We start from the raw sequence: 26,871 nt of genomic DNA on the forward strand, positions 1-26,871 counted from the left end.
CGACGTTGACGTGTCATAGTAGCACGCTCCCTTATGTTTATAGTCTAAGTTTACTAACCCTTATTTTATCTGTCCAACTTAGTGTAGCCTATCCATCTTAACATTTTTTAAGGATAGAGGACATACCTTCTTAACAGGAGGGGTTATTTGTTAAGAAGGTTATTGATTATTACTGGAATAGTTATGGTCGGAATAGCCTCAGTTATTCTATTTAATATGCCTTTATTATATGGTACTATTGATGCAACGAAAGAGGAACAAGAACCTTTAGTTACTAAAGAAGAACTCCAACTATCTATATCGAAAAAGATAACTGAAAAACTGCATGAGAAATACGTGGGGGTCGATGTGAAAACAACTTCAAAGAAAGAAATAACGATAAGAGTAGTAGGGAATGAAGAATATTTTAATTCCGTAAAAAGGATATGGAATCCATTGCAAAAAGTGTAATCCAATCCTCCCCATTAAAAGACCATACAGTTGTTTTTGAGAGATGGGATTTATTTGAAATCTCCGAAAAGATGACATTTAAGAATATTTCTTAATGTCATTTTTTAATTGTAGCGAATTGTGTGAGTGCCTGGCACCATCCTACATCAATTTTACCAGTCCAAGGTTAGCATAAAATGACAGGATAAAAAAATCAGGATACTTTAATCTATAAACAAGGAGTGAGGGCACTGAGTTGGATAGAGTCGATTCAAAAAGCAATTAATTATATGGAAGAAAATTTATTAGATGATTTAACTATGGATCAAATCGCACAAGAGGTGAATTCTTCCGTCTTTCATTTTCAACGGATATTTTCTATTTTAACGGATATGTCGATGGCAGATTATATGAGACGAAGAAGATTAACGTTAGCTGCACAAGAGTTAATGAATACAGAACACAAAATTATCGATCTCGCCTACAAATATGGCTACGACTCTCCTGAGGCTTTTACAAAAGCGTTTCGCAAGCAACATAACGTAACGCCTAGTGAAGCAAGAAAACAGCAAGGATCATTACAATCATACAACCGCCTGATCATTCAGGTGAGCTTGAAGGGAGCAGAACCAATGAAGTATAAAATTGTCGAAAAAGAAAAGTTTCAAGTCGTTGGTGTGAAAAGAACGTATAATTGCCAAAATGGGGAGAATACGCAAGGTATTCCTCTATTCTGGGATGAAATGAACAACAAAGGTATGGACGATGCATTATCTAAATTGAACAATGGGGAGATAAAGGGGGTGCTCGGAGTTTGTGTACCAGATAAGAACTATAAAGAAAACAGCTTAATGGATTATTGGATTGCGACTGATCATGCCGGTGATGGTCCAGAAAACCTGTTAACCATGGAAGTACCAGCATCAAAATGGGTAGTTTTTGAAGTACATGGCCCGATGCCTGATGCTATGCAAAATACTTGGAAGCAAATTTACTCTGAATGGTTCCCATCTAATCCTTATGAGCCTACAGGTTCGGCTGAACTCGAAGTGTATACGGATGAAGATCCATCTAGTCCAGATTTATATTCAGAAATTTGGATTCCAATTAAATAAAAAATAGTATGATACAAGTAAAGGCTCATCAAAAGTGAAATAACTTTTGATGAGCCTGTTATGTTCCATTAACGGTACCGCAACTATTTATTATTTATTGAATCAATCACTTCTTAATAATGAATAGCTATTGATGTCCTGAAAAACTTCGTTAGATTTTTCGTACTGTCGTAGTGTTCCTTCGAATGTGAAATTGAGTTTTTCTAAAACTTTTATAGAATTCAAATTTTCTGGCTCAACTTTCGCTTCAATCCTATTTAATGCTAAAGTCGTGAATGCATAATTTACCAATGCCATAATTCCCTCAGGCGCATAACCATTTCCCCAATAGGCTTTAGCAATATCATAGCCAATTTCAACTCTAGCATTTTCAAAGTCAATTGAATTAAATCCGCAAGAACCAATGATTTCATTCGAAGCTAATTCAATAATAGTGAAGCGAATCGCTTTATGATCCAGCGCTAATTCATCAAGTAATTCAATCATCTCTTTTGCTTGATCCTCATGTGTAAAGTTAGAAATATTCATGAATTTCCTAACATCTGGATCAGACCAAATTTTAAATAACTCAAGTGCGTCAGATTCTTTCATTTTTCTTAATAGCAATCTTTTGGTACTTAGTTGTTCTATCAATACTTTTACCTCCAAATTATTTATTGAGTTGGATGAAAAATATTGTTATCTGCGCATAATTCAGTCCCTTCTAGTTTGTATGTATTTATTATACAAAAAATAAAACTTTAAACAATAGGCTAAGGTAAGTTATGAAAATTTGCAAATCATGCATGTATCTTAATTCATTAAAGTACTGTAATTTAAAGGGTGGGGGTGGAGAAATGAAGGTAAGATTAACAGCCTATACAGCAAACTGGAAATTGATGTTCGAGCAAGAAGTGCAACTATTAAGAACCATTTTTGGTGATGAAATTATATCGTTTGAGCATTTCGGTAGCACCGCAATTCCAGGAATGAAAGCAAAACCTGTGATTGACATGATGGGTATTGTCAATGACATTGAAAAAGTTGATACATATAACAAACAAATGAAATCGTTGGGATATGAAGTAGTGGGGGATTGAGGAATTGAGGGAAGAAGATTGTTTCGTAAAGGTGGGGACAACCGTACACATCATATTCATTTTTATCAGTTTGACAATCCACAGATCGAACGACATTTAGTATTTCGAGAGTATCTTCTGGCACATCCAGATGAAGCAAATAGGTATAGTCAGTTTAAAGAAGAATTGGCTAACAAGTATTATTTAACTCGCGATTATAGTCCTGCTAAAAAAACATTTGTTTCAAAAATGGAGAAAAAAGCACTTGGGTGATACGAAGAATTTGTACAAGGGAACCCGTAATTTAGTGGTTCCCTTGTTTACTTGAAAAACAGGATTCCTCATAATTAAATTAAAAGAACTTTTTACGTAAATCAAAAATATTGTAGAACAATCGAGCGTCCCGGCCCATTCGATGATGAGGGTTAATTTTTGGTAATAAACATTTTTGAAATAATCCATCACAATACTTTGTTCGTCCATGCTGTGAATAACATTCGTCATGTAACTTACAGCATGCATCAACTGGATTAGTTGGTTCGCCAGGTCCTGAACATCCAGGTCCGCAGTATCTATAGCCGGGATAACAAAAACCTAGTTTGCTACGTCTGTTCATCATTTTTTTCCTCTTTTCTAAAATGTTCTCGATACTATAAAATATGTAGTTATGGCTTTTGAAAAGGGATTAAAAACTAGTAAAAGCTTAAAAATCTGCCCTGTGGCGAAACTTTATGTTAAAATTTCCCGCTTCTTTCAAAATTCCTTTATAGCAAAAGATTCTCTGTAAAGAATACAAACAGAAGCGTTCTTTTACATGCTGCGAATAAAAACAATCTTGAGAGTTGGAAAGGTTTTATAAGTCAACTTAGATGTAAAGTGATCATAGGTTATTTAATTTTGGATATAAAAATATAAGAGCCTTGCTACATGTTATTGTAGTTAGGCTCTTTAAAGTTGTTACTATTGAAACTAAAACTTTCGTATACGCTTAAACATATAATTATTGTACTTCTACTGTATATGTCCCGTTTTCATTATCAAATTTATAAATATATAAATAATACTTTCCTGGTTCCGCTTTAAAGTTAGCTTTTATAATATTTCCATCTTCTTGTCCATATGCTGCGTGATTTTGCATATCAGATTCATGGAAAAGCACCCATGTCATGCCAATGTGATTTTCATTTACGACTGAAATATCTATGTCTTTTGGAGACGTAACATCGAATGTGTATACATCCGTTTCATCACCATCAATCAAACTACCTTTGAGGAGCATATTAAATGGAATCATATTCGCTTCTTCTGGACGATTATTTGGTTCTATTTCTGTTTGTGCTCCTTTCTGTACAGTTACTGTATATGTCCCGTTTTCATTATCAAATTTATAAATATATAAATAATACTTTCCTGGTTCCGCATTAAATTTACCTTTTATAGTATTTCCATCTTCCTGTCCATATGCTGCGTAATTTTGCATATCAGACTCATGATAAAGCACCCATGTCATGCCAATGTGATTTTCATTTAAGACAGAAATATCTATTTCTTCTGGAGACGTAACATCGAATTGATATACATCCGTATTATCATCAATCAAACTACCTTTTAGGGGCATATTAAATGGAATTATATTCGCTTCTTCTGGATGATGTGCTCCCTTCCGTACAGTTACAATTGCTTGATCTTTGCTTTCTATTCCCTTATCATTTTTCACTGTTAATGTCACATTGTATGTTCCTTCTTTTTCGTATACATGAGTAGGGTTTGCCTCTTCACTTGTTTTTCCATCACCAAAATCCCAAAGGTAAGAAACTATTTCCCCATCCTCATCTTTTGAACCATCGCTCTTGAACTGGATTTTTTCATTTTCGATTCCAGCATAAGGACCATTTATATTGACAATAGGTGCTTGGTTTTCTCCCTTATCCGTTGCAACGCCGTGGAAAACAAGATCATATTCAAACTGGTTTGCAGCATTCACACGATAGTTTACAAAATACGCTGTCATTGTTTTATAGCCGCTCCACTCATTTTGCGACAGTTGCTCCAGTACTTGGTTCACTTGCTTACTCATCGTTTGCCAATCTTCAGATTCACCTTTTGTTTCACTACCTACATAGGTACCTTCGACTGTAAATGTATCAAAAAATTGAGATGTATGTTTTGTGATTTTTGCATCTTTTACGTTAGCAACATCGGCAATTTCTTGCTCCACTTCACTTAACGCTTTTGGTTTATGTTCTACTAAATAATCTTCGGATACTTGTGGCACCTCGTATTTTTCTTGATTATCAATCAATTGCTGCATATAGGCTTGGTATTCCGTATTCAGTTGTGGATCTTTACTTAGAGCGTCACGATACGCATCATAATTTTGCACATCGTTCGCACGAATTAAATCTTGAATCCTATCAAATGTATCAAATTGATGATTATACATATAAGACTGTAGTGCGAATGAATAGTTATAAAAATCCCATGATGATCCATATTTTGCAAACATGGTTTGTTCAGCTGTATAGCGTTGTGATGGATCATCCGATAATCCACTAATAATACTCTTACGTGGCACAACATCATTTGTACGTGTTGATCCCGCAAAGAATTCTGCATTTCCTTCCTGGAACCATGTTAGTCGTTCATTTTGATACATATCTCCTGTTCCGAATAAACCAGGAACCTCGTATCTACCCTGTAAATAATGTGTAAATTCATGGCGGAACAACTCTTCTAAACTATAAATACTTTGCTCCGGCGTACGTTCATATGTAAAAAATGTTCCCTTCTCTTCAATATAAATACCGCCATTATTTGTTTCATACCCATACAATTGACGGTTTAATTGATATTGATCTGGAGAGTCGTAAATTACAACTGTTAATACATCGTCAGCATTGCCTTGTTCTAATGCTTTATCATTCCCAATTACACGGTGATATTGTGCTTTTACTTCTTTTGCAGCCCAGTACAATCTTTGAATTTTGTCTTCAGTTACTTTATCTCCCGTCTTAAATACAATTGACCCATCATCAAATGTATATGTTTTCGGTAAATACTGCTTCTTACCTTCATCCCGTATTTTCTGTAAATCTACTGTATTTCCACTATAGTCTTTTCCACCATAATTTGTTGTAATCTGCTCTACGGCTACAAAATAAGCTTCACTTAAATAAGGATACATATGCATCGCTTGTGTAATAACTTCTAAACCTTTATCCGGATTACTATGGAATACTCCTAAACGTCCTGCATAATAAATGCCATTATTGATTAACCAACTATTGTCATCTGTTACATTTTGGATAAGCGCAATATTATTGACTTCATTTATGAAGCTATCAATCTTTCCGTACCACATCGTCGTATTCGCTTCTTTACGTGTCTCATTCAAATACGACTGCAAGTCATAATCAATCCCTTGCATTAAATCATAGATAGCTTGTCCTTTTAAAGGATCGCTTTCATATGTAGAGAGATTTTCGTTATACTGTTTTAAAATCTTCGCAGCATACTGAACTGTTGCTGCATCACTTGAGGCATTACCTATTAATTTTCCATAGGCGGATACCACTTTATCTTGCTCAGCTGTACCAAGTTTAAAGTTTGGATTTTTAGCCATTTCCGTTAATGCTGATAAACACTTATCGTGAAAACTTCTCTCGTTTAAATAACCTAGTTCGTTATTATAAAATGCTACATAAAAGGCAGAACGCAATAGCTCAACAAATGTTTCAATTCCCTTTGAATCATCTTTCGTAAAAGTACTTCCTCTTTTCCCTAACTCATTGATGATCACTTGCATGCGCTCTTCATTTTGATAAAAAACTTTTGTTTCCTCACTGAATTGGAATAAGTCTGTAATTTGATGCCAACGAATATTTCCTAGCGTATCAATGAGCTCACTATCGCTCATTTTATTAAGCTCTGCCATCGAGTACTGTTGCTGCAATTGCTTCGTATCAGCATGTTCTATAATTGGAGCTGGGTGTTGCGAAAAATCGCTAATTTCCAAACGTTTTTCAAATGATAATGTTTCATCAGCCTTTGTAGAATGTACAATTCCATCTTTCGGAGTTTCTATGCCAACAGGCTTCATTTGTAATACATTATAGGGCGTTTTTTCTGCTGCTGATACCTCTGCTTGTAACGCTCCTAACGAAAGTGCCATTGTACTAATCCCAATTAACACTTGATTGAATTTAATTTTTTTCTTCATAACAAGTCCTCCTAAAGTACTGTGTTTATTATTTGGTAATATATTTATTATTTGGTACTATATTACCTATTTAAAAATAGCATATTATGTAAATATATCAATATAAAATGTTATATTTAGTAATATTTTCTTGTATAATTTGAACGATAAGACACAATTAGACCATAAAAACCAGTACCCTCTATGTTCTATTTTAATAAAGGTGTATTTTTCTTATGGTATAAAATGATATAAGATTAGAGTTGGATTTCAATAAAATGAAGCGAGGGATGAAGATGGGAATGGATTTTCACAATAAGAAAAATCGGATTACTTATGCAACCCGAAATGCTGACAACTCATGGATTGAAGCAATAAAAAAACTTGTCCCCATAGCGAATATTTCTAAGGCTTTAGATATTGGTTGTGGTGGGGGAATTTATACAAAGGCACTATCAGATATGGGGGCGACCTCTGTTACCGGTGTAGATTTTTCGGAAACTATGATTGAAGGGGCAATAGAAAACTGTAAAGAATATAAAAACATATCATTCAAGTACGGTAATGCTTTGGATACCGGCTTAGATAGTAACAGTTTTAATTTATTGTTAGAAAGAGCTTTGATTCATCATATCAAAGATTTAAAAGCTTGTTTTAAAGAAGCATATAGAGTTTTGGAGGACAATGGGTTCTATATTATTCAAGACCGTATCCCGGAAGACTGTATATTAAAAGGTGATGATACCTATATAAGAGGGTATTTCTTTGAACTCTTTCCAAGATTAATTGAAAAAGAAACTAATCGCAGACACAATAGTCAGTTAGTAGTTGAGACTCTTAAAGAAGTTGGTTTTAGAGAAATTAAAGAAGTAAAGTTATGGGAAACACGAAAAGTCTATGAAAATAAAGAGCAGTTACTTAAAGATTTAGGGGAAAGAACTGGGAGAAGTATTCTACACGAATTAGACGATAAAGAATTGAATATATTAATAAATCATATAGATGAGTCAATTTCAACAGATACTAATATTGTTGAAAAAGACAGATGGACAATTTGGAAGGCAGTTAAATAATCCATAACACCACAGGCCGTTACGCTTATGAAGCGATTTATCAACAGCTCCATACGTACAGTGCAGTCATTCCATATAATGTTCGAAATGAAGGTGAATTCCTAGGTTTTGACGAAGATTTCCATCGGAGGGATAGCGGCGGATAAAAAAGGTCCAAAGTTACGATCTTTACTGGATTAATATTACAAATATTCATGCTGATTTTACTGGCAACGATTGGAGGGAATCTAGTTGTCATTATTGCCGTTATCATGATTTGGATGATAGCTACGTGGAGTACTTCTCCAGCCCAGCAACTATATTTAGTTACGCTCGTACCAAAGTCTTCCGATATCGCCTTAAGTGTGAACATTTCATTTATTCAATTTGGATTCGCCTTAGGATCGGGATTAGGAGGTTTTGTGATGAGTGGCACATCTGTATTGAATCTGAGTTGGGGCGGAGCCGTTACTGTTGTTCTGGCTTTACTAATGACCTTAATGTTAGTTGCTTTTGAACGAACCTCTAATAGCAAGACATTGATGGAGAAATGTTAGAAACTATCGTCTATTTCAACTATTTGTTCAAATTTGAGTTGAATTAGTAGTTTACTTGTAGTACTGCTTTCATTTTTCTTAGGAATGGTAAACAAAAAACAGTAAATTAATATGTTCTTATAAAATGGATAGTAATTCACAAGTACTATGCGAGTAAAAAAAGAAAAATCAGAGTCTGTTTTCCATTTGCAAAAGAAAGATTTCTAAAATATTTTAGGATTGATCTTCTTTTAAATGCACGGCGATATTAAGAAGAGATATGTCCGAGTTTATAGATTTTTATCTTACATTAAATTTATTCGTTACGTCAAAAAGAACTGGGAGGCTCTACGGATTTATTGCAACAATAATCTTCTTATACTTATACGTTTTGTCTAATAAAATATCTTCCCATATAGAGACAATTTAAAATCTGTCTATCCAAGGGGAGACAGATCACGAAAAAAGTTCGACGATCCCTTACATATGTTCTTCAACAGGATCTAGAGTTCCCCATTTATAATCCTTGCTCTTTAACTAATTCTGCAAAAGCTTTATATGCATAACTCAAATACTTATCTTTTCTTCTGATCAAGCCAGTCTCTATAAATTTGTAATGATCAGGAACAGGAGTAACATGTAGCTGCTCATAAGACCCAGTTAACACTGATTTCGGCAAGATAGTAGCTGTTATACCTACCCTTACACTACTTAATATTGTTTCAAGTGAACTTATTTCAATGAAATCCGTTAAAGCTAATCCCTCATTTTGAAGCCACTGATCTAACTTCCTTCTAAACGGACATCCCTTTGGAGATATTGCCCATTTCTGTTCTAGTAATGTAGAAATACTTAATTCTTTTCGAGATAAAAGGACAATTTCATCCGTTTGTGCATAATCGAGAACAAAGTCTGTTGAAGAGAGATCCCCAGTTACAAAAGCAGCGTCTAATTCGTAACTCTTCACCTTCTCCATTAACTCAAAAGGGGTTCCCGTTTCCAAACGAAGTGACACTTGTTCATATTCAGTTTGGTAAGTAGATATGAGGTTCATAAAATTTCCACATGTGACCGTTTCAACAACGCCTATTCGAAGTGTCCCAGTTGGTTTATCTTGATCTTGCAATACTGCGATTGCTTCATCAGCCATTTGTATTATTGAATCGGCATACTGCCTAAAAAGCGCGCCTTTTTCTGTAATCATGATGCCTTTAACATTTCTATAAAAAAGAAGAACGCCTAACTCTTCTTCCAGCTTGCGCAACCTTGTTGTTACATTTGACTGAACATAATCCAATCGTTTAGCCGCTCCAGAAATACTTGATTCTTCTGCAATCGCTTGAAAAATCCTTAAATCGCTTAATTCCATCTATATACACCTCCTTATATCATTGCAATTGATATCTACATTACTAACAATCATTATACATGATACTTATGCCGTCTTATACTAAATGTACACAATAAAAAAGGAGGTTATAGCATGGCTTATTTGTTCTTGGCGTTCACAATATTTGCTGAGGTAACTGGTACCATCACTAGCCGTTATTCAGACGGGTTTAAAAAGATTATTCCAAGCATTGTAACAATTATTGTTATTATTGCTTCTTACTTTTTCTTTGCTGTCAGCCTTCAATACGGATTAAATATCGGTATTGGTTACGCTATATGGGCTGGAGTTGGAGTAGTACTCGTTGCGGTTTTTGGATTGCTTTTCTTTAAAGAGACACTGACAAAAGTACAGATTTTTGGTGTTGCTTTAATCATATTAGGCGTTGCAGCATTACAGATTGGTGTAGGTTAAGCAATTACTTTATTACGAAACAGGAGGCGGTTCAGGTTGGCATATTTCTATCTTTTAATAGCCATTTTCCTTGAAATAGTTGCAGCAATAGTAACCCGTTACACAGAAGGTTTCACTGTCCCATTACCAACAGCCACAACAGTATTATTCGCTGTTTCATCTTATTTTATCTTTTCACTTAGTTTAAAGCATGGAATGAATATCGGTCTCGGTTATGCCATCTGGTCTGGTATTGGTGTACTGTCTGTAGCGCTAATTGGAGTTACTGCTCTGGGAGATAGCCTTTCACTCATTCAAATTGCGGGAATTATATTGATTATCGTTGGACTCATTATTGTTCAACTTACAGGAGAACAGCAGGATACTGCAAAAGTATAAAATTTTATATTATTGGTATTTGAGTCAATTTCATAATTTTGAAACCTTACGGCTCTAAACTTAAAATGACAAGAAAATAGAGCACCTCCCCAAATCCTGTATAATGAGAGTTACTACACACAAATTAACAGATTGGAGAAATGCTCTATGTCTATTATACGACAAGAAAGCCTGTTTGATATGCAAATTTTATATGATTTAGAACCTACCCATCGTTTTAACTCTATTTTATCTGATATTGATATCCACCCAATTCTTGATGTGGTCATGAAAAAGTCCCATTTAGGCGCTCCACAAACGCTTAATTATCCAGCAATGATTTATTCATTAATCATTCGGATCACTGAACATATCCCATTTATCAAAGATTTGATAGCACGCCTTCGTACAGATTTACGTTTCAAGGTTGATTGTGGTTTCCTCGTGTCGGATGAAATCCCATCAGAAGCCTCTTATTCGCGTATGATTACATTAATCAGTGAATCAAATGCATTGGAAATTGTTCAAGAACGTTTACTTCTACAGGCTATTCATGAAGGTTACGTCTCGAATGAAATAGTCGCAATCGATGCAACCCATGTGGAAGCTCGTGATTGCGCACCTTCTAAGAAAGAACAATTAGTGAAAGAACCGAAAAAACGAGGCCGTAAAAAGAAAGAAGAACGTGAACAATGGCTTTTAGAAAAAGCAAAGGAAGAGGCGAATCTTCCACTATATGAAAAGACAATTGCTGCTCATGCATGGGTACACACTCTGTCATTGCCTATAATAAAAAGAATGAACCAGAACCTATTGGTTTTGATAATCATTTTGCTCCCACTTGTGCACGGGAATATTCTTATCGATATGATAGTTATGATGCTAAACATGAGACGCTAGAGTATACACGTCCTCATGAATGTAACGATTGTCCATTGGCTCACGATAGTTTATGTCAAAAGGTATATAAAATGAAAATAACAAAAGATCTTAGACGATATACGGCGCCAGCAAGAGGCTCGAAAAAATGGAATCAACTCTATAAGGCGCGAAGTGCCGTTGAACGTGTAAATGCCTATCTAAAAGGCTACTTTCTATTGAATCAGATTTACCATTGTACCGGGAAGAAAGCTAAAGTTCATTTCGATTTAGTACACATTGCATACAATGCATCCAGACTAGCGATGGATAGACTTAGATATACTAATCTTCAAGAATCTACAGCATCATAAGGTATTTCATTCGTTTTTTTAAGAAATCATTCAATATTCTGCACGTCTATGATTTTTTTAAAATACGTATTATGAAATGGATTCAGTTGTTAAAAGTAAATATATTCTTCGGCAGCTTGTATCATTTCTTCATCTGTCTCTAAATGTGAGAGATAAATACATTCGCTTTTTGTTTCAATTGAGTACTACTTCGAATACCATATTGGTTCGTAAGTGTTTGATAGCCTCCTTCTCCATTTCAAATAGGCATGTACTACTTTTATTTTAATTTTAGTTGAATAGACTTTATTTTTTCTGCTCAAAGTAAAACCCCCTCCAAATAGGACATGTAATTGACGATAATTATAGTCTTTTTACATTGTCTAATTAAAGGGGATAATATCTAGCTTAATGCCGTCTTGGTCTTATTTTATTTAAAGTTTGATAAAAAAGAATCCTTTTTGAAAAAATCAATCTTAGTTGATTTAATTTACCAATACTAAAAATGCTATAAAACTCAATCCATACATGCCCATAAATCCGAGACTCATTTTTGATAATTTAGTTCTGATCGAAAAAGCTTTTTGAAAACCTTCTTTAAAAAGATTCACGATGCAAATAGATACTGCTAAGAAAAACGATGCCATGGCAATGATTAACGTAATTTGTTCCATTAAAATAACCTCCTGTGATGTTCTGTATTGTAGAATAATAAGTATATTAATCAAACCGACAAGCAATAATACATTGCTCATACGAATTCCAAAAACTTCTCGTTCATTTATTTCGATTTTCCAAGCATCAACTATACCCCTCAGTAAATCGATAATCATAAAGAATGTCCAATCTTTCTGTTCTAATAGATCAATTATTTCGTCGCCATATCGTTTTCTCCAACTTCTTGGATACAAATAAATTAACCACTTCATATTAGCCCAAGCCTTTTTGCTCCGAGTGTAGTTATTGCCTGGATTTCTTTAATTTGATTGCTCAAATATTCACGTCCTGCATCTGTTAGCCTATAAGGTTTTTTGCGATTATCTGATTCAAGCACTTGAATATAACCTGCTTTTTCTAAACGTGTAATTGCACCATATAAAGTTCCAGCACCTAACTTAATACTATAATTTTTTTCAATATCCTCCATAATTGCATAGCCATGACAATCTTTTTCTGCCAGGCTAATCAAAATAAACAATGAAGGCTCTGAAAATCTATCCTTTTTCATACAATATACCCCCTTTATTTAACTTTATTACGTTTAGCGATATAACGTATAACGTAATAATAACTTCTGTATAGAATTAATGCAATAGTTAGATCATTAAAATGCGGAATATTTTGGAACAGAATCATTTTTATTTCCGACAAAGAACACTTATTCTAGGAAAAGTATACTTACAAAAAAATCAGAAAAGGATGATGAATGATGGATTTAGCAAACATTTTTATGATTGCAGCGATAATTGTCGCTATTGTATTAGCAGTGACGGAGGCAATTAAAAAGACATTCAAAATCAATAATCAATACATGCCAATCACATCGGTAGTGATTGGTATTTTTATTGGTCTGGTAATTTGGCCGTTATCAGAGTATCCAGTTTACGTCATGTTGATGGCTGGATTTATAGCAGGGCTTACAGCGTCAGGCACATTTGATTTATTAAAGGCAGCTAAAAAGAAGGTGAACTGTAATGACTTACACATTCAAACAAAATTTATTACCGTCCAGTAAGTACGGAATCAAAGCACGATACACAATGACACCACTGTATATCACGGTACACAACATAGCGAACGATGCTTCAGCCAATGAAATTAAATGCATGTTGAGTAACGATAACCACATATCACATTGCTGTGGATGACAAAGAAGTAATTCAGGGTATTCCATTCAATCGTAACGCTTGCATTGTGGAGACGGTAGAGGGACAGGAAATATGAAATCAATCGGGATTGAAATTTGCTACAGCAAAAGTGGTGGGGCTCGATATGCAATAGCTGAAGAAAATGCAGTGCATCGCTATGTTATTGAAACAGTATGGTTGGGTCATTGACCGAGTAAAACAGCACTACGATGGTCTAAAAAGAATTGCCCACATCGCATTAGGGATGATGGCCGGTGGAATAGCTTCTTGAAACGAATTGAAGATGCCATGAAACCATCTACACAAACACCACAAAAGGAGGAACCAAAGGTGACAAGCACACTAACATCAACAGCGAAACAAGATTTGAAGGGATTATTAAAAGAAACATATAAACAAGGGATTTTAAAGGTGGACCATAGTGAGAAAGTGGATTGTATGACAGATGGCGAAGCTTTGGGATTGCTGATTTCAGTGGTTAAACGAACATTATAATATTGAAGTGAAAAAGACCAAGATAGTTTAATTTGCTACATTGATCTTTTTTTGTATGAGCAACCAAAAATATATTATTATTGTACAAATAATAATATGATTGAGGTGTCAATAGACAAATTAGTGAAATTGTTATTTTTATAATAGTAATGATTTAAAATGTCATCTTAATCGAAATGTCAAATATATGGTTGAGAAATTCTGTGAATGAATATATTTTACTAGGAAAAAGCAAAGATACCGCCAAAAGATGGCGGTGTAATTGGCGCGATTTGGCGTTGTTTATTGAATTAATGTTTTGTAACGCCAAAAAATGGCGTTCGCACCGCCAAAAAAATGGCGTGAATATATTATTGTAATGGATGTATTGGTAATGATAGGATAATATTTGCTCGCGAGAAAAACTTAATTTAGCTAAATAGTGCAATATCATAAAATAATAAAAACTGACTAGTCAGCATGTGTAAATTCAGATATAAGAGGAGAGATAATTAATTTATAGATTTGTTGTTTATACAAGTATTTTACTTTTGATTTGCATTTTCTTAATAATAGGCAAGAATGTTATCAATGAAAGAAACTTAATTAGCCTATCAGTATCAGAAGCTTTGGGTGTAGATATGTCACAGGAAAAAGATGATTCAAATCACAAACAATTGAAAGTAGCAATAATGGATAGCGGCATTAATAAATCACATCCAGATTTAAATATACAAGAGGAAAATTCAGTGAATTTTGTAGAACTTGAAAAAAAAGTTATCGATGATTTTGGTCATGGTACTGCAATTGCAGGTATTATAGCTGCTCAAAATAATGATTTTGGAATCCAAGGAATAGCTCCTAATGTAGAAATATTTGACCTAAAAGTCCTTGATGAAAAAGGTAAGGGTTCTATAGATGACTTTATAAAAGCTGTTGAGTGGTGTATTACAAACGAGATAGATGTTATAAATGTAAGTTTCGGTTTCCAAACTGAGAATGAGCGTTTAAAAGAAGTAATTAAACGAGCTCTAGATTATAGCATTATAATAGTTGCTGCCGCTGGAAATACTTATGGTCTTGGAGTAGAGTATCCTGCCAAATATGAAGGGGTTATTTCTGTTAATAGTATTAATCAAGATTTAAAACTATTAAACTCATCTGCTTCAGGTAAAATCGATTTTGTTGCACCAGGCTTTGAAGTATTATCGACTGATAAAGCAGGAGGATATTCTACTTTTACGGGAACCTCATTTGCTGCTGCTTATATTACAGGCGCAATATCGAAACTATTACAGGAAAATTCCTTTAATAAAAATCTTGGGGAAAATATAGTAATTGATCTAGGAGAAAATGATTATGATTCTTCTTATGGTTATGGTTTTTTAAAAATAAAATGAGGTGTTAATTTTGGTTAAAAAAGGTTTTTTATTCTATTTGGTTTTTTGTTTAATTATGACTCTATTTGTGGATAGTCCCACTGCTAGTGCAAATACAGACCAATCTGTAGAAATTCAAGAAATCACTAATGAAATTATTGGAAAAGAATTAGGTCAACAGTTAGTAGAGAAAGTTAATGTAGTTGGTGAATATAATGAAGGTGAAGTTAAAGTAGATCTTACAGTTGAAAATGAATCTTCTACTGTTAATACTGAGGTTGTAGCTAGAGATAACAATAATGTTAGTGTTGATGTAAGTTATTTAGATGACAATAATGAACAAATAAATAAGAGTTATGTTGTAAATGTTCATGAATATGATGAAGATAAACTTATAGCAACATTAATTGATTCAGAAACTGGAGAAACTATGGATCTTAATACTACTGAGTTACATGCGTCTATAGTACCGGTAGTTATTGCAGCTATTATTAGCGTAGGTGTTAGAGCTGCATTAAGATGGTTATCAAAAGAAGCTATAAAAGCAGCAGTCAAAAAGTTAGCTTTTAAATCAACAGATCTTTTAAAAGAGCATTACAAAAAACATGGCAAAGAGTTCGGTAAAATTTCTCAAAGTGAGTATTTAGAACGTGCGCAAGATTTGATTGGTTCAGACAGTGATAATATTCTTAGTAAAAAAAGAAGCGATGGTGATAGAGTTTTTTATAATAAATCTACTAATGAATTTGCTGTTTTAGGTAGTGATGGGTATCTCAAAACTTTCTTTAAACCTAAAGATGGAAAAAAATATTATGATAGACAATAGAAATGAGGTTTGGTGAATGGTAAATATATGTCCTGTGTGTGGATATGATGAGTTAATAGAACCACCGTACAATGAATTTTCTAATCCGTCTTATGAAATATGTGGATGTTGTGGTTTTCAATTTGGTTTCGATGATATGAGCGAAGGTAAATCATATGAAGAATTTAGAAATAGTTGGATTGAAAACAACCATGAATGGTTTAATGAAGATAAGAAACCACAAAAATGGGATTATAGAGAACAATTAAAAAACTTACAATTAATTTAAATTATAGATAAAGATAAAATGATCAGGTACTCATTGAGCGCCTGGTCATTTTTTATTGCCAATTCAAGAACGTTTGTTCTATAATGAAAAAATAAGAACTAAAGTTCTTGTTTTTAGGAGCATTGATAACAACTTATACAGCTGTTCCGAAACCAACTAAAGGTTTCAAAACCGAAAAAATTAGATAAACCACAAAAAGCACCAACTACACCTCCAAAGGAGAAAAAACATTTAGACCGTGACGAATTTGAGCTTGAGGAAATTGCCAACACATTGATGGAAGCGAAAGAAGAAAATAAACACAAAGTCTTTTCAGTATACAAACGAGAAGAACCGTAAGCCGAATTATAAAAAAATAGGCGCACCTTTTCGGTACGCATCACGAATAGCCGTATATCATTGATTTTTTTATCAGATATACGGCTATTTTATTTTCCACATGCAGCTTGGATGTTTTTTGACCAAGGCATGTATTGATTTAAAATTTCTAGGTTTCGGTGGATATCCAGATTCGGTAGATCCGTCATTAACTTCATCAGGTATCGATAGAAGTCCACACCATTTGCTTTGGCCGTTTCTGCGATGCTCAAGCAGATGGCGTTTGGTTTGCACCTGCTTCACTGACAGAGAAAAGCCAATTTTTTTCACTATGACGTTGGGACGAATGGAATTTTCAGCTGGATTATTATCGATTTCAATACGCCCATCATGAATGACCCAGTTTGAAAGGTTTTTATCATTCGTATGTAAGCCATGACGTTCCCATTCCTTTACCTGACGGTAAAGAGGTAAGTATTGGACAAATTTATCATAGATAAGTTTTGCTAGAACACTTGGGCCTGCAATACTACGTTGAATGGCAGGTTGTGGCGCTTTCCCACGTTTAATCTGCGCTTTTTGGGATGAATCGCTTTTGCAGCCTTTACATTCGTAAGCATGTTCAACGTGTTGAACTTTCATCATTGTTGCGGGAATGAATTTCGCTTCTTCACGTGCGATAGTTGAGCCAATTTCAATCATTAGTCCATGGCAACAGTCGCACTTCGTACTTTCTGGATGATGGTGAATCGTTTCTATTTCTAGGCCATCACGAAGTGAATCATTGCGCTTTTTCTTATGTATTTTACGTACAACTGTATAGGAAATTATGTGAGTGCTTTGTTCTTTTGTGTGCTCAGAATCACTAAAAGACGGATCATCATCAAATAATGATCCTTGCCCGTCTGGTGCAGTGTATTTTGATTTCTCGGTTTTCGATCCGTATAAAAGTTTTGTTAAATAACGTACTTGTTCAGTTAGCGCTTCAATCTGTTTAGATAAGTCTTTGTTTTGTTGCTTCATATAATCAAGTTGTTCTTCAAGAAGTTTAATTACTTTCTCATTGTTAGAAGAAGAGTTCACTAAAACATTCACTACTTTCCGTTCGTATAAGATTTTCATATTATACCATTTGAGATAGTGAATTTAGAATACACCTTTTGGTGTTTTTTGAATTGCCTTTGGCTGCTGTAATGATAAACCTTCTAGTAGCCAACGAAGCTCTTGTTGCGAAAGGTTCCGTACTTCATTTTCATCTTTCGGCCATTGGAGTTTTCCGCCATCTAAGCGTTTATAAAGTAAGGCGAACCCATCCCCATCAAAATACAAACATTTGTATCGATCTTTACTCAGACCGCAAAACAGGAAAACCGAATCGCTGTAGGGATCAAGTTCGCAAGAATCTTGAATCAGTGTAGCTAAGCCATCAATGCCTTTTCGCATATCCGTCTTTCCACAAACGATGTAGATATTTTTACGCTAGTAAAATCGTGTTTCACAGAAGTTTCAACTCCCCAGCACGCTTTGAATGATGTGCTCATCTACGCCATTATAGAAGGAAATTTCCACCGTTGCTATTTTAATCGTACATGTATTAATGCGGGGATCTTCTGTTGAGTTGACTACAGAGGAATTTTTAAGTTCGGGATATAATGTGACCGGGATAATCGTTAATTTTTGCTGTGGCATTTAAAAGGCACCTCCTTTGATACCTTTATAGTACCGGGAGGTGCAGCGTGTTTATATGCGTTATTTGAATACGGGCTTACTGTTTAAATACATCAATTCAACAAATTCAGTTATCTGATTTTTGTGTATGCACCTGTCCAAAATAATTTGGTACCCCAGGTAACCCAGTAAAAAAACTTCGGTACCCTAGTTGTACCCCAACCCAAAATACTAATATCGCTACCTTTACCTACTTACTATCGTAAAAATCAAAATACAAACAAATAATTCAAATCCTTAAGGTTTATGTAAGCTTTAAATTAAATAGCTGTAAGGGTGGAAAGTTAAGATAATCCTAGAGAAATTAAGTATTTAAGATAAGGAGTTTTAAACAATGAATCCATCCGTTACACAAAAAGAAAGAATCGTTTCCTTGGATATTATCAGAGGATTAGCGTTATTTGGCATTTTGTTTATAAATGTCGCTGCGTACCAAGTCATCATAGAAGGGGGACCAAAGCCTGATTATAGTGGAATAAATGGTGTTATTAATACGTTAATCGATATTTTTGTCGAGAAAAAATTCTTTTCCATTTTTTCATTTTTATTTGGAGTAGGGTTTTATATTTTCGCTTCACGTGCTGAAAGTCGTGGTGACAAGCCGCGTTTGCGTTTTGCAAGACGTTTATGCGCATTATTACTAATTGGTATCGTTCACTTTTTTGTTTTCTGGGGCTCCATTCTTGCCATTTATGCAGTGATTGGTTTCTTCCTTTTACCATTCTATAATGCAAAAGTTTCAACAATTAGAAAATGGTTGTTTAGTATTATAACAGTCCATGTCATCGCGATACTCATTCAAATTTTTCTGCCAAACACAGGTGTATTATCGATTATCGCTAGTCTACTAGGAAATGATACGATGGCTATTTTTATTATGTTTTTATCCGGCTTTTTAGTAGCAAAGGCAGATTGGGTTAGCCATGTAAGTGAATTTTCTAAACAACTAAAATGGATACAAATCGTTACACTCCCGTTGTTCATAGGTTTCTCCATTTGGATCTGGTTTGCAGCACAAGGTAATGACCAAAATCTTCAATTTATTTTAGGGTTAGGAGTAATACCAACGACTTATTTTTATTTAACTAGTTTGTTTTTATTGTTAGAAAATAAGCGAATTGCAAAGCTCCTTAAGCCCATCGGACGTGTTGGTCAAATGGCATTTACAAATTATTGGGCTCAAAGTTTTATCGGTCTAGCCATTATTTCGTTAATGGGACTTGAAGTTGTTTCGCCCAATAACGTCGTTATCATTGCGACATTAACTTTCTTGATTCAAATCTTCTATAGTGTTATTTGGTTTAAGTTCTTTAAAATGGGCCCATTAGAGAAGGTATGGAGATTTATGACTTATGGAAGAACAGTAACGAATAAATAATTTTTTCTAATCCCTAGCAGCTTGTATTATCAGGCTGTTAGGGATTTTAGTTGTCTTTGAATTATTTCATTATAGCTACATGATAATTCGATAATAGTTCAGACCTAAGTCTGATGGCAGGAAATGACTATAAAATGTATATTTTATTTATACTTTTAGTTAATAAAGGTATTAGAAGAAATTCTAAAAGACCATTACGTATAGTTTAAAAACTACTACTAATACGTTAAATTACATTAATTTGTAAAATACTATACGTAATGTGTTTGTAATGTGGACACGATTAAGTTTTCTATGATTTTATGTTTGCAGCATCTTGTACATTGTGAGTACGATGCTGTTTTTTGATGCTATTTTAGCGCTGAATAAGCGATGTGATTCGTCAGACTATTGACTGATTTTAGCTGAAGTTTATTGATGTCTGTCAAAATTCATGCATTATATTAACTATACTTTGTAGGATAACAAGAATGTTAGTAAAGATTTATCCTCAAGTGAAACCAAATATTACTCAAGAAAACCAATTCGATGTGGAGGTGATTTTACATGAAAGAAAAATTACATTTTACTATTTTAAGCAACGATTCAAGTGATGGCGACGGGGGTTACGGAGTCGGCACCCTTGATTTAAATAATGTTACCCCGCTTATTATAGATTGTGAAAACGAACATGTGTATATCGACCTAGAAGCCTTACATGGGCGAAGTACCATCGAAAAAAAAGTTCGTTTTTCCCCTGATTTAACTCATGCTAGTGCAGATTATCATCGTTATTGGATTGTTTGGGTAGCTATTCAAATTGCTCAAAATGGACCTTATTATGCGGGATGTACTGCAAGTGAAGTGCGCGTATCAAAACAAGAACGCCGTATAAAACTAGGCTACAAATCGTTGCCAGAGCAAGTAAATTATTTAGATAAGGCACTTAAAGGTAAATTTATTTTGAATCATCTCGATGTAAAGTCGAAAAGATTACTTTATCAGTTTTTAGCTAATTTTAACGAGCAGTACTGGCAACAATCACCTGAGGAAATAAAACAACAACTGGGGGATTTATAATGGCTTTTGTAATTACAGAATTATGTAAAGATGAAAAAGCAGCCATCTGTTTAGATGCCTGTCCCGTAAATTGCATTGATTTAACAGCTACACAATATGTCATTAACCCTGACTTATGTATTGATTGTGGTGCTTGTGAAGTAGTTTGTCCGGTAGAGGCAATTTTTCACGAGGACGATTTACCCGCTGAGTATCAATCAGCAACCTTACTCGCACTTAATCATTATCGAAACTAAAATGCAATTTGGTTATTGTTGTGATTAACTATTTATGCTAGTTTCAATAGTATTTTTAACATACTGAGTTTTTGATGATAGGCGCTATCAGGTATATCCTGCAAATATAAATGATAGGTGGAAAATAAATTGAACTATCGAGTTTTACTGTATTACCATTATACAACTATTCAATCACCAGAAGACTTCGCTGAGGAGCATTTACAATTATGTAAAAATATGAACTTAAAAGGTCGTATTTTAGTTGCTTCTGAGGGCATCAATGGTACAATTTCAGGAACAATTGAAGAAACAAATGCTTATATAGAATTGATGGAAAGTAATCCGTTATTCAAAGGCATTGTCTTTAAAATTGATGAGGTAGATGGTCATGCCTTCAAAAAAATGCATGTACGTCCAAAACCTGAGCTGGTGAATTTAAACTTAGAGAATGATATTGACCCGCTCGAAATGACAGGTCGTTACGTTGCACCCGCTGATTTTTATGAGCAAATGCAACAAGATGACACAGTTGTTATCGATGCTCGAAACACATATGAATTTGATGTTGGTCATTTTGAAGGCGCGATTCGTCCGGAGATTGAGACATTTCGTGAATTACCAAAATGGATCAAAGACAATAAGGAATTATTAGAAGGTAAACGTATTTTAACATACTGTACAGGTGGTGTACGTTGCGAAAAATTTTCTGGCTGGCTCATAAATGAAGGTTATGAAGATGTAGGTCAACTACATGGTGGAATTGTAACGTACGGTAAAGATCCAGCTGCAAAAGGCCAGCTTTGGAACGGGCAATGTTACGTATTTGATGAACGCCTGGTTGTCCCGATAAATCAAGTAAGCCCAACTATTGTTGGTAAGGACCATTTTGACGGCACACCTTGTGAACGTTACATTAATTGTGCTAATCCTGAATGTAATAAACAGATTTTAAGTTCACAAGAGAATGAAGCAATACATTTAGGTGGCTGTACAATTGAATGCTCAAAGCATATACGCAATCGCTATATAAACGTTCATGGCATTTCAAATGAAGTGGCTGCTGAACGAATAGCTTTATTGGAGCAATCATTGCGTTAATATAACGGGAAAAATCGTAGTTTAAGAGCAGTTATACAATTACTGGTCTTACTAACGAAAGTGATTTTCTGTTAATAATTTAGCCTGTTTATCTTCATCTTCATGATCAATTGCCTCTACCGGGCAAACTACTACGCTCGCACCACGATCAATGCATAATGGGGGACTATTACATACTTAGACTCTTCAAATTCTAGAAAAAAAGCTCTGTGGCAGAACAAGCCAGTTAGACCCCAACGAAAAAGTGTTGCGAAGCAGGAGACCAGCGGATTCGCCACGGACTGCGAGTGGCTTTTTTTCCTCATGCAAAAAGAACAACAAGCTTGAAGCGGCTTGTTGTTTTTTTACATTAATCGTTCCATCCTTTACAGACGTCGATCCATTCCTTATAGGGCGTATATTTTTCTAATTCATCAATAGTCAACTCGATAGCAGAGTTACTGCTACCACAAGCAGGGAATACTGTCGTAAAACGTTTGAGCGATTCATCTAAGTAAACTGCGACACCTTCATTTATGCCGAATGGACAAACGCCTCCAATATCATGTCCTATGCGTTCATTGACCTCTTCTTTTGCTACCATTTTCGCTTTTGTGCTAAAGAGGGACTTGTATTTAGTATTGTCAATTTTAGCATCACCTGCGGCTACGATTAAAATCGTGCAGTCATTGACAAGAAACGATAACGTTTTTGCAATACGCTCAGGCTCACAACCGAGCGCTTGTGCGGCCATTTCAACAGTTGCTGAGCTCTCGCTAAGCTCTTGTATTTTGTGTTGTAAATGCCACTGAGCGAAATGTTCGCGTACTTTTTCAATTGCCATATGTACATACCTCCTATCAGTACTAAATTTTATTTTAACATAATTTTCAGAATATGCAGTTGCCTTTCTACTTGAAATCATCTATTTTAAATAGTGTAGTGTAAATTTACACTATTGTATAAAGGAGGAAAGTAAATGAAAATTATGCAAACTATATTTGTGTTTATTTGTTTACTATTTTTCACAGGAATTGTCGCTCTTTTCACATTATTAAATGGTTCGATGCATTATAAAGGCCTTCTCCTTGTTGTACCAATTAGCCTGTTTTTACTGTTTACTTGTCTGATATTTGAATGGTTTACGACGAAGAAGCGCAAGGTATGGTTTGCTGGAATAATTGGTGTGGCTCTAATCATTGCTGCAATAGCACCGGTTCAATATCATTATAAAATGAATACGCCAACAGTCGATGCCGAAATCGATGTCTTTGCCTATGAACCGTTTGTAGCACGAAATATGGTCGTGAAGTCCAAGGCATCATTACAATTACAGGAGCCTCTGCCTCGTATAGATGGGGCTACGGCAATGTATCCACTGTATGCTGCTTTTGTGGAAGCGACCTATCCTAAAAAAAGTTATCCGCCCTATGAAAGTGAAGTGATGGTAAACCGTACACCAGTGGCCTACCACAATTTAATTTATGGGGATGTTGACTTGATTTTTGCAGCAGCTCCGTCAGCGTCACAGCAAAAAGGAGCGGACATGAGAGGTCTTACATTGAATCTGACGCCCATTGGACGCGAAGCATTTGTCTTTTTTGTGCATCATAAAAATAGTGTCGATAATCTAACCCTTGAGCAAGTTAAACAAATTTTTGCTGGTGAAATTACGAATTGGCGTGAGGTAGGTGGGGATCATGATGCAATTCGTGCATTTCAACGCCCAGCGGATAGCGGAAGTCAAACGATGCTTGAAAAGATAATGGAGAATACACCTATCATGGAGGCTCCTACAGAGGATGTAGCGACAGGAATGGGGGATATCATTCATGAAGTCTCCAAATATCGCAATTATAAAAACGCAATTGGTTACACTTTCAGGTATTATTCAACGGAAATGGTGGGGAATAAGGAAATAAAATTACTTTCCATTGATGGTGTGGCACCAACGAAGGAAAATATTCGCAATGGTACATACCCATTAACGTCGGAATTTTATGCTGTGACAGTGGGAACGGACAATCCGCATGTAACGAAATTGGTCGATTGGATTGTATCTGAAGAAGGGCAGACATTAGTCGACAAAGTTGGCTATGTACCAGTGGAAAATTTCTAAGTTATTTGCTATACTAAAATGACAATCAGATAGAAAGTTTTCTAGGGTTCCGTAGCGTTTGCTAGACAGGTCCGAGAGAAAACCACAAAATTATTTTTGTGACACGGAAGGATAAAAGCCTGGGAGATACTGTTTTTAACAGTGTTTCTGCAGGCTTTTTTGTTTGGCTAAAAAGTGGCTGTATTGCCAACGCTGAGGAATGAAAGTTTTGTGTTCTGGTTACTTATTGATTGCGTTGGGTAGTGGGGGCGTCACGTAGGTGGAGGGGCTTACCGCCCGGGTCCAAGGAAGAACCGCTCAGGTGGAAGGGTTTACCGCTCAGGTATCACGCGTTAGCGCTCGGGTCTAAGGGAGTATCGCTCAGGTATCACGCGTTAGCGCTCGGGTCTAAGGAGTATCGCTCAGGTATCACGCGTTAGCGCTCGGGTCTAAGGGAGTATCGCTCAGGTATCACGCGTTAGCGCTCGGGTCTAAGGGAGTATCGCTCAGGTATCACGCGTTAGCGCTCGGGTCCAAGGGAGTATCGCTCAGGTATCACGTGTTAGCGCTCGGGTCCAAGGGAGTATCGCTCAGGTATCACGCGTTACCGCTCAGGTCCAAGGGAAAACCGCTCGGGTGAACGTCACCACCGCTCAGGTACGGCTATTTATTACACAATGCCAACTGTGATTACAATAGAATGGAGAGATGTGACATGAATAAACAATGGTTAAGTGTTATTGTAGCTGCTTTTTTTGAAGTCGGTTGGGTAATCGGCCTAAAGCATGCAGGAAGTGTGTTGGAATGGATGGGTACAGCTATTGCTATTTTTATTAGCTTTTATTTATTAATTAAGGCGGGAGAAACTTTACCGGTTGGGACGGTCTATGCAGTGTTTGTGGGCTTGGGAACAGCAGGAACGGTGTGTGCTGATAGCTTGCTATTTGGAGAGCCATGGAAGTTGGCCAAAATCTTATGTATCGTCGTTTTACTTGCTGGAGTCGTCGGCTTAAAGCTATTAACGGGTGAACCAAAAGATAAAGAGGTGAAGGCATAATGGCATGGATTGCATTAGTTGTCGCGGGACTTTGTGAAATGATGGGTGTTTTTATGATTAGTAAATACAATGGCAGCAAGAGTGTGAAAGATTTAACGTTACTTATTGTTACATTTACGCTCAGCTTTGCTGGGCTCGCGTATGCGATGGAAACATTACCGATGGGCACGGCATATGCCATCTGGACAGGTATAGGAGCAGCAGGTGGTGCACTATTGGGCATGTTGTTTTTTAACGAATCAAAAGATTGGCGACGTATTGTGTGTATTGCTCTAGTTTTAGGTGCCGCAATTTCTTTAAAACTGATCTCTTAATATTAAAATAGCACTGCCGTTTGAGTAAACAGCAGTGCTATTTTTAGTGTTTATTTTTCTACATCCTTCGTCCATTCAGCTACTTTGTCTGCATTGTCTTTAACCCAGTCTTTAGCCGCTTCTTTTGGATCTTTGCCATCCATAATTTCTAGCATAATACTTTCTAAATCTTCCGATGTCCAATGGAAGTTATCCAGTACTTTATATACATCTGGTTGATCTTCTTTCAAACCTTTACGGACGAATGTGTTAATTGTTTCTTCTCCACCAAAGACACCTTTTGGATCTTCTAAATATTTCAGGTCATATGAGGCGAATTTCCAGTGTGGTGACCAGCCTGTTACGATAATTTCTTCTTTATTATTAATCGCTTTAGAAAGCGCGGTAGTCATTGCACCAGAGGAAGAAGTTAATAGATTCCAATCTGATAGGTTATCATATTCTTCTAATGCTTTTTCAGTTGCAGCAGTTATGCCAGCACCTGGCTCAATGCCCGTAATTGTGTGGTCTGCCTCATTTTTTAAATCCTCGATTGAGTTGACGTTCATATAGCTTGGTACTACTAGACCGATTTTAGCACCAGCAAGGTTTTCTCCAAGCTCATCTAGATTGTCTTTATATTTTTCATACTGAGAAGCATGTGTATGTGGTAGCCAAGCAGCAACCATGCCATCTGCTTCACCTTTTGAAACAGCTTCCCACATAATAGCGTTATCAAGTGGTGTTAGCGAAACATCATAGCCTAAGTCCTCAAGAACCTGACCAACGACATGTGTGGAAGCGATTTCTGTGTCCCATTCAACATAAGCTAAATTTACCTCTTTTGAATCTCCATTCTTACTAGAATCATCCCCACTACAAGCAGCGAGCATAAAGCCAAATCCTAATGCCATCCCTAATTTAGATAAAGTTTTCAGTTTCATCGAATCTTCCTTTCTTCTTTCATTATTATCACATTCGGCCAAACATATTCAGATTGCGTTTTGTTCTCATGCGAAAGTTGATTTATCTTCGACTCTGATTCACAAGCTTACTGATGATGCAGGCGA

Annotated in this window: 27 protein-coding genes, 4 pseudogenes and 1 riboswitch; of the genes and pseudogenes, 20 read left to right on the forward strand and 11 right to left on the reverse strand. The window is 35.6% G+C overall.

Annotated elements, in window-relative coordinates:
* Positions 1-147 precede the first annotated feature (147 nt).
* Together ACQKII_RS10790 and ACQKII_RS10795 are read left to right on the forward strand one after the other, a co-directional pair.
* On the forward strand, positions 148-450 hold the full coding sequence (locus ACQKII_RS10790) for a hypothetical protein (RefSeq protein ID WP_427459071.1): 303 nt from the start codon (positions 148-150) through the stop codon (positions 448-450).
* A 230-nt stretch (positions 451-680) separates the two neighbouring features.
* Positions 681-1,544 (forward strand): AraC family transcriptional regulator, encoded by an 864-nt coding sequence (locus tag ACQKII_RS10795; RefSeq protein WP_427459365.1) that lies wholly within the window; start codon positions 681-683, stop codon positions 1,542-1,544.
* 102 nt (positions 1,545-1,646) lie between these two features.
* On the opposite strand, the gene ACQKII_RS10800 is transcribed toward ACQKII_RS10795, so the two are convergent.
* Positions 1,647-2,177, reverse strand: a complete 531-nt coding sequence (locus ACQKII_RS10800) for a GNAT family N-acetyltransferase (RefSeq protein WP_427459073.1) — start codon at positions 2,175-2,177, stop codon at positions 1,647-1,649.
* Between the two features lie 203 nt (positions 2,178-2,380).
* Between ACQKII_RS10800 and ACQKII_RS10805 the strand changes: the two are divergent.
* Positions 2,381-2,875: pseudogene (locus tag ACQKII_RS10805) on the forward strand (GrpB family protein).
* Positions 2,876-2,954: 79 nt separating this feature from the next.
* On the opposite strand, the gene ACQKII_RS10810 reads toward ACQKII_RS10805, so the two are convergent.
* Together ACQKII_RS10810 and ACQKII_RS10815 are read right to left on the reverse strand one after the other, a co-directional pair.
* Complete coding sequence (locus tag ACQKII_RS10810) at positions 2,955-3,221, reverse strand: Parvovirus coat protein VP1-like protein (protein WP_427459075.1); 267 nt, start codon at positions 3,219-3,221, stop codon at positions 2,955-2,957.
* 381 nt (positions 3,222-3,602) lie between these two features.
* Positions 3,603-6,821 (reverse strand): collagenase, encoded by a 3,219-nt coding sequence (locus ACQKII_RS10815; RefSeq protein WP_427459077.1) that lies wholly within the window; start codon positions 6,819-6,821, stop codon positions 3,603-3,605.
* Positions 6,822-7,096: 275 nt separating this feature from the next.
* On the opposite strand from ACQKII_RS10815, the gene ACQKII_RS10820 reads away from it, so the two are divergent.
* Entirely contained in the window at positions 7,097-7,873 is a 777-nt protein-coding gene (locus tag ACQKII_RS10820) for a class I SAM-dependent methyltransferase (protein ID WP_427459079.1), read from the forward strand.
* Between the two features lie 120 nt (positions 7,874-7,993).
* Positions 7,994-8,409, forward strand: a pseudogene (locus ACQKII_RS10825) (MFS transporter); the annotation flags it as partial.
* 496 nt (positions 8,410-8,905) lie between these two features.
* Here ACQKII_RS10825 and ACQKII_RS10830 read toward each other — a convergent pair.
* Complete coding sequence (locus ACQKII_RS10830; protein WP_427459081.1) at positions 8,906-9,757, reverse strand: LysR family transcriptional regulator; 852 nt, start codon at positions 9,755-9,757, stop codon at positions 8,906-8,908.
* Between the two features lie 114 nt (positions 9,758-9,871).
* Here ACQKII_RS10830 and ACQKII_RS10835 point away from each other — a divergent pair, with 114 nt between their 5' ends.
* The 3 genes and pseudogenes from ACQKII_RS10835 to ACQKII_RS10845 all read left to right on the forward strand — a co-directional run bounded on the left by ACQKII_RS10835 (position 9,872) and on the right by ACQKII_RS10845 (position 11,781).
* On the forward strand, positions 9,872-10,192 hold the full coding sequence (locus ACQKII_RS10835) for a DMT family transporter (protein WP_427459083.1): 321 nt from the start codon (positions 9,872-9,874) through the stop codon (positions 10,190-10,192).
* A gap of 36 nt (positions 10,193-10,228) precedes the next feature.
* Positions 10,229-10,570 carry a DMT family transporter gene (locus ACQKII_RS10840; RefSeq protein ID WP_427459085.1) on the forward strand — a complete coding sequence of 114 codons (342 nt, stop codon included), beginning with the start codon at positions 10,229-10,231 and terminating at the stop codon, positions 10,568-10,570.
* Between the two features lie 147 nt (positions 10,571-10,717).
* A pseudogene (locus tag ACQKII_RS10845) lies at positions 10,718-11,781 on the forward strand (transposase).
* Positions 11,782-12,245: 464 nt separating this feature from the next.
* Here ACQKII_RS10845 and ACQKII_RS10850 read toward each other — a convergent pair.
* Both ACQKII_RS10850 and ACQKII_RS10855 read right to left on the reverse strand, forming a co-directional pair.
* Positions 12,246-12,689 (reverse strand): hypothetical protein, encoded by a 444-nt coding sequence (locus ACQKII_RS10850; RefSeq protein ID WP_427459087.1) that lies wholly within the window; start codon positions 12,687-12,689, stop codon positions 12,246-12,248.
* Positions 12,686-12,988: a PadR family transcriptional regulator gene (locus tag ACQKII_RS10855; protein ID WP_427459089.1), complete on the reverse strand. Its 303-nt coding sequence runs from the start codon at positions 12,986-12,988 to the stop codon at positions 12,686-12,688. The genes ACQKII_RS10850 and ACQKII_RS10855 overlap by 4 nt, the downstream gene beginning before the upstream one ends.
* Positions 12,989-13,186: 198 nt before the next feature.
* On the opposite strand from ACQKII_RS10855, the gene ACQKII_RS10860 reads away from it, so the two are divergent.
* The 5 genes from ACQKII_RS10860 (at position 13,187) to ACQKII_RS10880 (ending at position 16,575) form a co-directional block, all read left to right on the forward strand.
* Positions 13,187-13,495, forward strand: coding sequence for a holin (locus tag ACQKII_RS10860; RefSeq protein ID WP_427459091.1), 309 nt, complete (start codon positions 13,187-13,189; stop codon positions 13,493-13,495).
* 400 nt (positions 13,496-13,895) lie between these two features.
* Positions 13,896-14,123 carry a hypothetical protein gene (locus ACQKII_RS10865; RefSeq protein WP_427459093.1) on the forward strand — a complete coding sequence of 76 codons (228 nt, stop codon included), beginning with the start codon at positions 13,896-13,898 and terminating at the stop codon, positions 14,121-14,123.
* 620 nt (positions 14,124-14,743) lie between these two features.
* Positions 14,744-15,502: a S8 family serine peptidase gene (locus tag ACQKII_RS10870; protein WP_427459095.1), complete on the forward strand. Its 759-nt coding sequence runs from the start codon at positions 14,744-14,746 to the stop codon at positions 15,500-15,502.
* 10 nt (positions 15,503-15,512) lie between these two features.
* Positions 15,513-16,307 carry an SAR2788 family putative toxin gene (locus tag ACQKII_RS10875; protein WP_427459096.1) on the forward strand — a complete coding sequence of 265 codons (795 nt, stop codon included), beginning with the start codon at positions 15,513-15,515 and terminating at the stop codon, positions 16,305-16,307.
* Between the two features lie 16 nt (positions 16,308-16,323).
* Complete coding sequence (locus tag ACQKII_RS10880; RefSeq protein ID WP_427459097.1) at positions 16,324-16,575, forward strand: hypothetical protein; 252 nt, start codon at positions 16,324-16,326, stop codon at positions 16,573-16,575.
* A gap of 428 nt (positions 16,576-17,003) precedes the next feature.
* On the opposite strand, the pseudogene ACQKII_RS10885 reads toward ACQKII_RS10880, so the two are convergent.
* From ACQKII_RS10885 to ACQKII_RS10895, 3 genes and pseudogenes are all read right to left on the reverse strand, one after another.
* Positions 17,004-18,015 (reverse strand): annotated as a pseudogene (locus ACQKII_RS10885) (IS66 family transposase).
* A gap of 24 nt (positions 18,016-18,039) precedes the next feature.
* Entirely contained in the window at positions 18,040-18,363 is a 324-nt protein-coding gene (gene tnpB / locus ACQKII_RS10890; protein WP_427459367.1) for an IS66 family insertion sequence element accessory protein TnpB, read from the reverse strand.
* A gap of 36 nt (positions 18,364-18,399) precedes the next feature.
* Positions 18,400-18,582: a hypothetical protein gene (locus ACQKII_RS10895; protein ID WP_427459099.1), complete on the reverse strand. Its 183-nt coding sequence runs from the start codon at positions 18,580-18,582 to the stop codon at positions 18,400-18,402.
* Positions 18,583-18,955: 373 nt separating this feature from the next.
* Here ACQKII_RS10895 and ACQKII_RS10900 point away from each other — a divergent pair, with 373 nt between their 5' ends.
* The 4 genes from ACQKII_RS10900 to ACQKII_RS10915 all read left to right on the forward strand — a co-directional run bounded on the left by ACQKII_RS10900 (position 18,956) and on the right by ACQKII_RS10915 (position 22,374).
* On the forward strand, positions 18,956-19,999 hold the full coding sequence (locus ACQKII_RS10900; protein ID WP_427459101.1) for a DUF418 domain-containing protein: 1,044 nt from the start codon (positions 18,956-18,958) through the stop codon (positions 19,997-19,999).
* Positions 20,000-20,545: 546 nt separating this feature from the next.
* Positions 20,546-21,058 (forward strand): YwhD family protein, encoded by a 513-nt coding sequence (locus tag ACQKII_RS10905; RefSeq protein WP_427459103.1) that lies wholly within the window; start codon positions 20,546-20,548, stop codon positions 21,056-21,058.
* Positions 21,058-21,294 (forward strand): 4Fe-4S dicluster domain-containing protein, encoded by a 237-nt coding sequence (locus tag ACQKII_RS10910; RefSeq protein WP_427459105.1) that lies wholly within the window; start codon positions 21,058-21,060, stop codon positions 21,292-21,294. The genes ACQKII_RS10905 and ACQKII_RS10910 overlap by 1 nt, the downstream gene beginning before the upstream one ends.
* 129 nt (positions 21,295-21,423) lie before the next feature.
* Positions 21,424-22,374 (forward strand): rhodanese-related sulfurtransferase, encoded by a 951-nt coding sequence (locus tag ACQKII_RS10915; RefSeq protein ID WP_427459107.1) that lies wholly within the window; start codon positions 21,424-21,426, stop codon positions 22,372-22,374.
* A gap of 349 nt (positions 22,375-22,723) precedes the next feature.
* Here ACQKII_RS10915 and ACQKII_RS10920 read toward each other — a convergent pair whose 3' ends face one another.
* Positions 22,724-23,197 (reverse strand): YbaK/EbsC family protein, encoded by a 474-nt coding sequence (locus tag ACQKII_RS10920; protein WP_427459109.1) that lies wholly within the window; start codon positions 23,195-23,197, stop codon positions 22,724-22,726.
* A gap of 135 nt (positions 23,198-23,332) precedes the next feature.
* Between ACQKII_RS10920 and ACQKII_RS10925 the strand changes: the two genes are divergently transcribed.
* The 3 genes from ACQKII_RS10925 (at position 23,333) to ACQKII_RS10935 (ending at position 25,822) form a co-directional block, all read left to right on the forward strand.
* Positions 23,333-24,472: a PstS family phosphate ABC transporter substrate-binding protein gene (locus ACQKII_RS10925; protein ID WP_427459110.1), complete on the forward strand. Its 1,140-nt coding sequence runs from the start codon at positions 23,333-23,335 to the stop codon at positions 24,470-24,472.
* A 30-nt stretch (positions 24,473-24,502) separates the two neighbouring features.
* A riboswitch (guanidine-I (ykkC/yxkD leader) is annotated at positions 24,503-24,600 on the forward strand.
* Positions 24,601-25,166: 566 nt separating this feature from the next.
* Entirely contained in the window at positions 25,167-25,508 is a 342-nt protein-coding gene (locus ACQKII_RS10930) for a DMT family transporter (protein ID WP_143997889.1), read from the forward strand.
* Positions 25,508-25,822, forward strand: coding sequence for a DMT family transporter (locus ACQKII_RS10935; RefSeq protein WP_427459113.1), 315 nt, complete (start codon positions 25,508-25,510; stop codon positions 25,820-25,822). Before ACQKII_RS10930 ends, ACQKII_RS10935 begins: the two co-directional genes overlap by 1 nt.
* 50 nt (positions 25,823-25,872) lie before the next feature.
* On the opposite strand, the gene ACQKII_RS10940 is transcribed toward ACQKII_RS10935, so the two are convergent.
* Entirely contained in the window at positions 25,873-26,745 is an 873-nt protein-coding gene (locus ACQKII_RS10940; RefSeq protein WP_427459115.1) for a glycine betaine ABC transporter substrate-binding protein, read from the reverse strand.
* Positions 26,746-26,871 lie beyond the last annotated feature (126 nt).

The sequence above is a fragment of the Lysinibacillus sp. NPDC048646 genome, from assembly GCF_050272295.1.
Taxonomy (GTDB): domain Bacteria; phylum Bacillota; class Bacilli; order Bacillales_A; family Planococcaceae; genus Lysinibacillus.

What these genes read in the sequence shown, in the direction of transcription:
- ACQKII_RS10810 (WP_427459075.1), bottom strand. Translation starts at nt 3,221, where the DNA reads ATGATGAACAGACGTAGCAAACTAGGTTTTTGTTATCCCGGCTATAGA.
- ACQKII_RS10815 (WP_427459077.1), bottom strand. Translation starts at nt 6,821, where the DNA reads ATGAAGAAAAAAATTAAATTCAATCAAGTGTTAATTGGGATTAGTACA.
- ACQKII_RS10820 (WP_427459079.1), top strand. Translation starts at nt 7,097, where the DNA reads ATGGGAATGGATTTTCACAATAAGAAAAATCGGATTACTTATGCAACC.
- ACQKII_RS10830 (WP_427459081.1), bottom strand. Translation starts at nt 9,757, where the DNA reads ATGGAATTAAGCGATTTAAGGATTTTTCAAGCGATTGCAGAAGAATCA.
- ACQKII_RS10835 (WP_427459083.1), top strand. Translation starts at nt 9,872, where the DNA reads ATGGCTTATTTGTTCTTGGCGTTCACAATATTTGCTGAGGTAACTGGT.
- ACQKII_RS10850 (WP_427459087.1), bottom strand. Translation starts at nt 12,689, where the DNA reads ATGAAGTGGTTAATTTATTTGTATCCAAGAAGTTGGAGAAAACGATAT.
- ACQKII_RS10855 (WP_427459089.1), bottom strand. Translation starts at nt 12,988, where the DNA reads ATGAAAAAGGATAGATTTTCAGAGCCTTCATTGTTTATTTTGATTAGC.
- ACQKII_RS10860 (WP_427459091.1), top strand. Translation starts at nt 13,187, where the DNA reads ATGATGGATTTAGCAAACATTTTTATGATTGCAGCGATAATTGTCGCT.
- ACQKII_RS10870 (WP_427459095.1), top strand. Translation starts at nt 14,744, where the DNA reads ATGTCACAGGAAAAAGATGATTCAAATCACAAACAATTGAAAGTAGCA.
- ACQKII_RS10880 (WP_427459097.1), top strand. Translation starts at nt 16,324, where the DNA reads ATGGTAAATATATGTCCTGTGTGTGGATATGATGAGTTAATAGAACCA.
- ACQKII_RS10895 (WP_427459099.1), bottom strand. Translation starts at nt 18,582, where the DNA reads ATGCCACAGCAAAAATTAACGATTATCCCGGTCACATTATATCCCGAA.
- ACQKII_RS10900 (WP_427459101.1), top strand. Translation starts at nt 18,956, where the DNA reads ATGAATCCATCCGTTACACAAAAAGAAAGAATCGTTTCCTTGGATATT.
- ACQKII_RS10905 (WP_427459103.1), top strand. Translation starts at nt 20,546, where the DNA reads ATGAAAGAAAAATTACATTTTACTATTTTAAGCAACGATTCAAGTGAT.
- ACQKII_RS10910 (WP_427459105.1), top strand. Translation starts at nt 21,058, where the DNA reads ATGGCTTTTGTAATTACAGAATTATGTAAAGATGAAAAAGCAGCCATC.
- ACQKII_RS10920 (WP_427459109.1), bottom strand. Translation starts at nt 23,197, where the DNA reads ATGGCAATTGAAAAAGTACGCGAACATTTCGCTCAGTGGCATTTACAA.
- ACQKII_RS10925 (WP_427459110.1), top strand. Translation starts at nt 23,333, where the DNA reads ATGAAAATTATGCAAACTATATTTGTGTTTATTTGTTTACTATTTTTC.
- ACQKII_RS10930 (WP_143997889.1), top strand. Translation starts at nt 25,167, where the DNA reads ATGAATAAACAATGGTTAAGTGTTATTGTAGCTGCTTTTTTTGAAGTC.
- ACQKII_RS10935 (WP_427459113.1), top strand. Translation starts at nt 25,508, where the DNA reads ATGGCATGGATTGCATTAGTTGTCGCGGGACTTTGTGAAATGATGGGT.
- ACQKII_RS10940 (WP_427459115.1), bottom strand. Translation starts at nt 26,745, where the DNA reads ATGAAACTGAAAACTTTATCTAAATTAGGGATGGCATTAGGATTTGGC.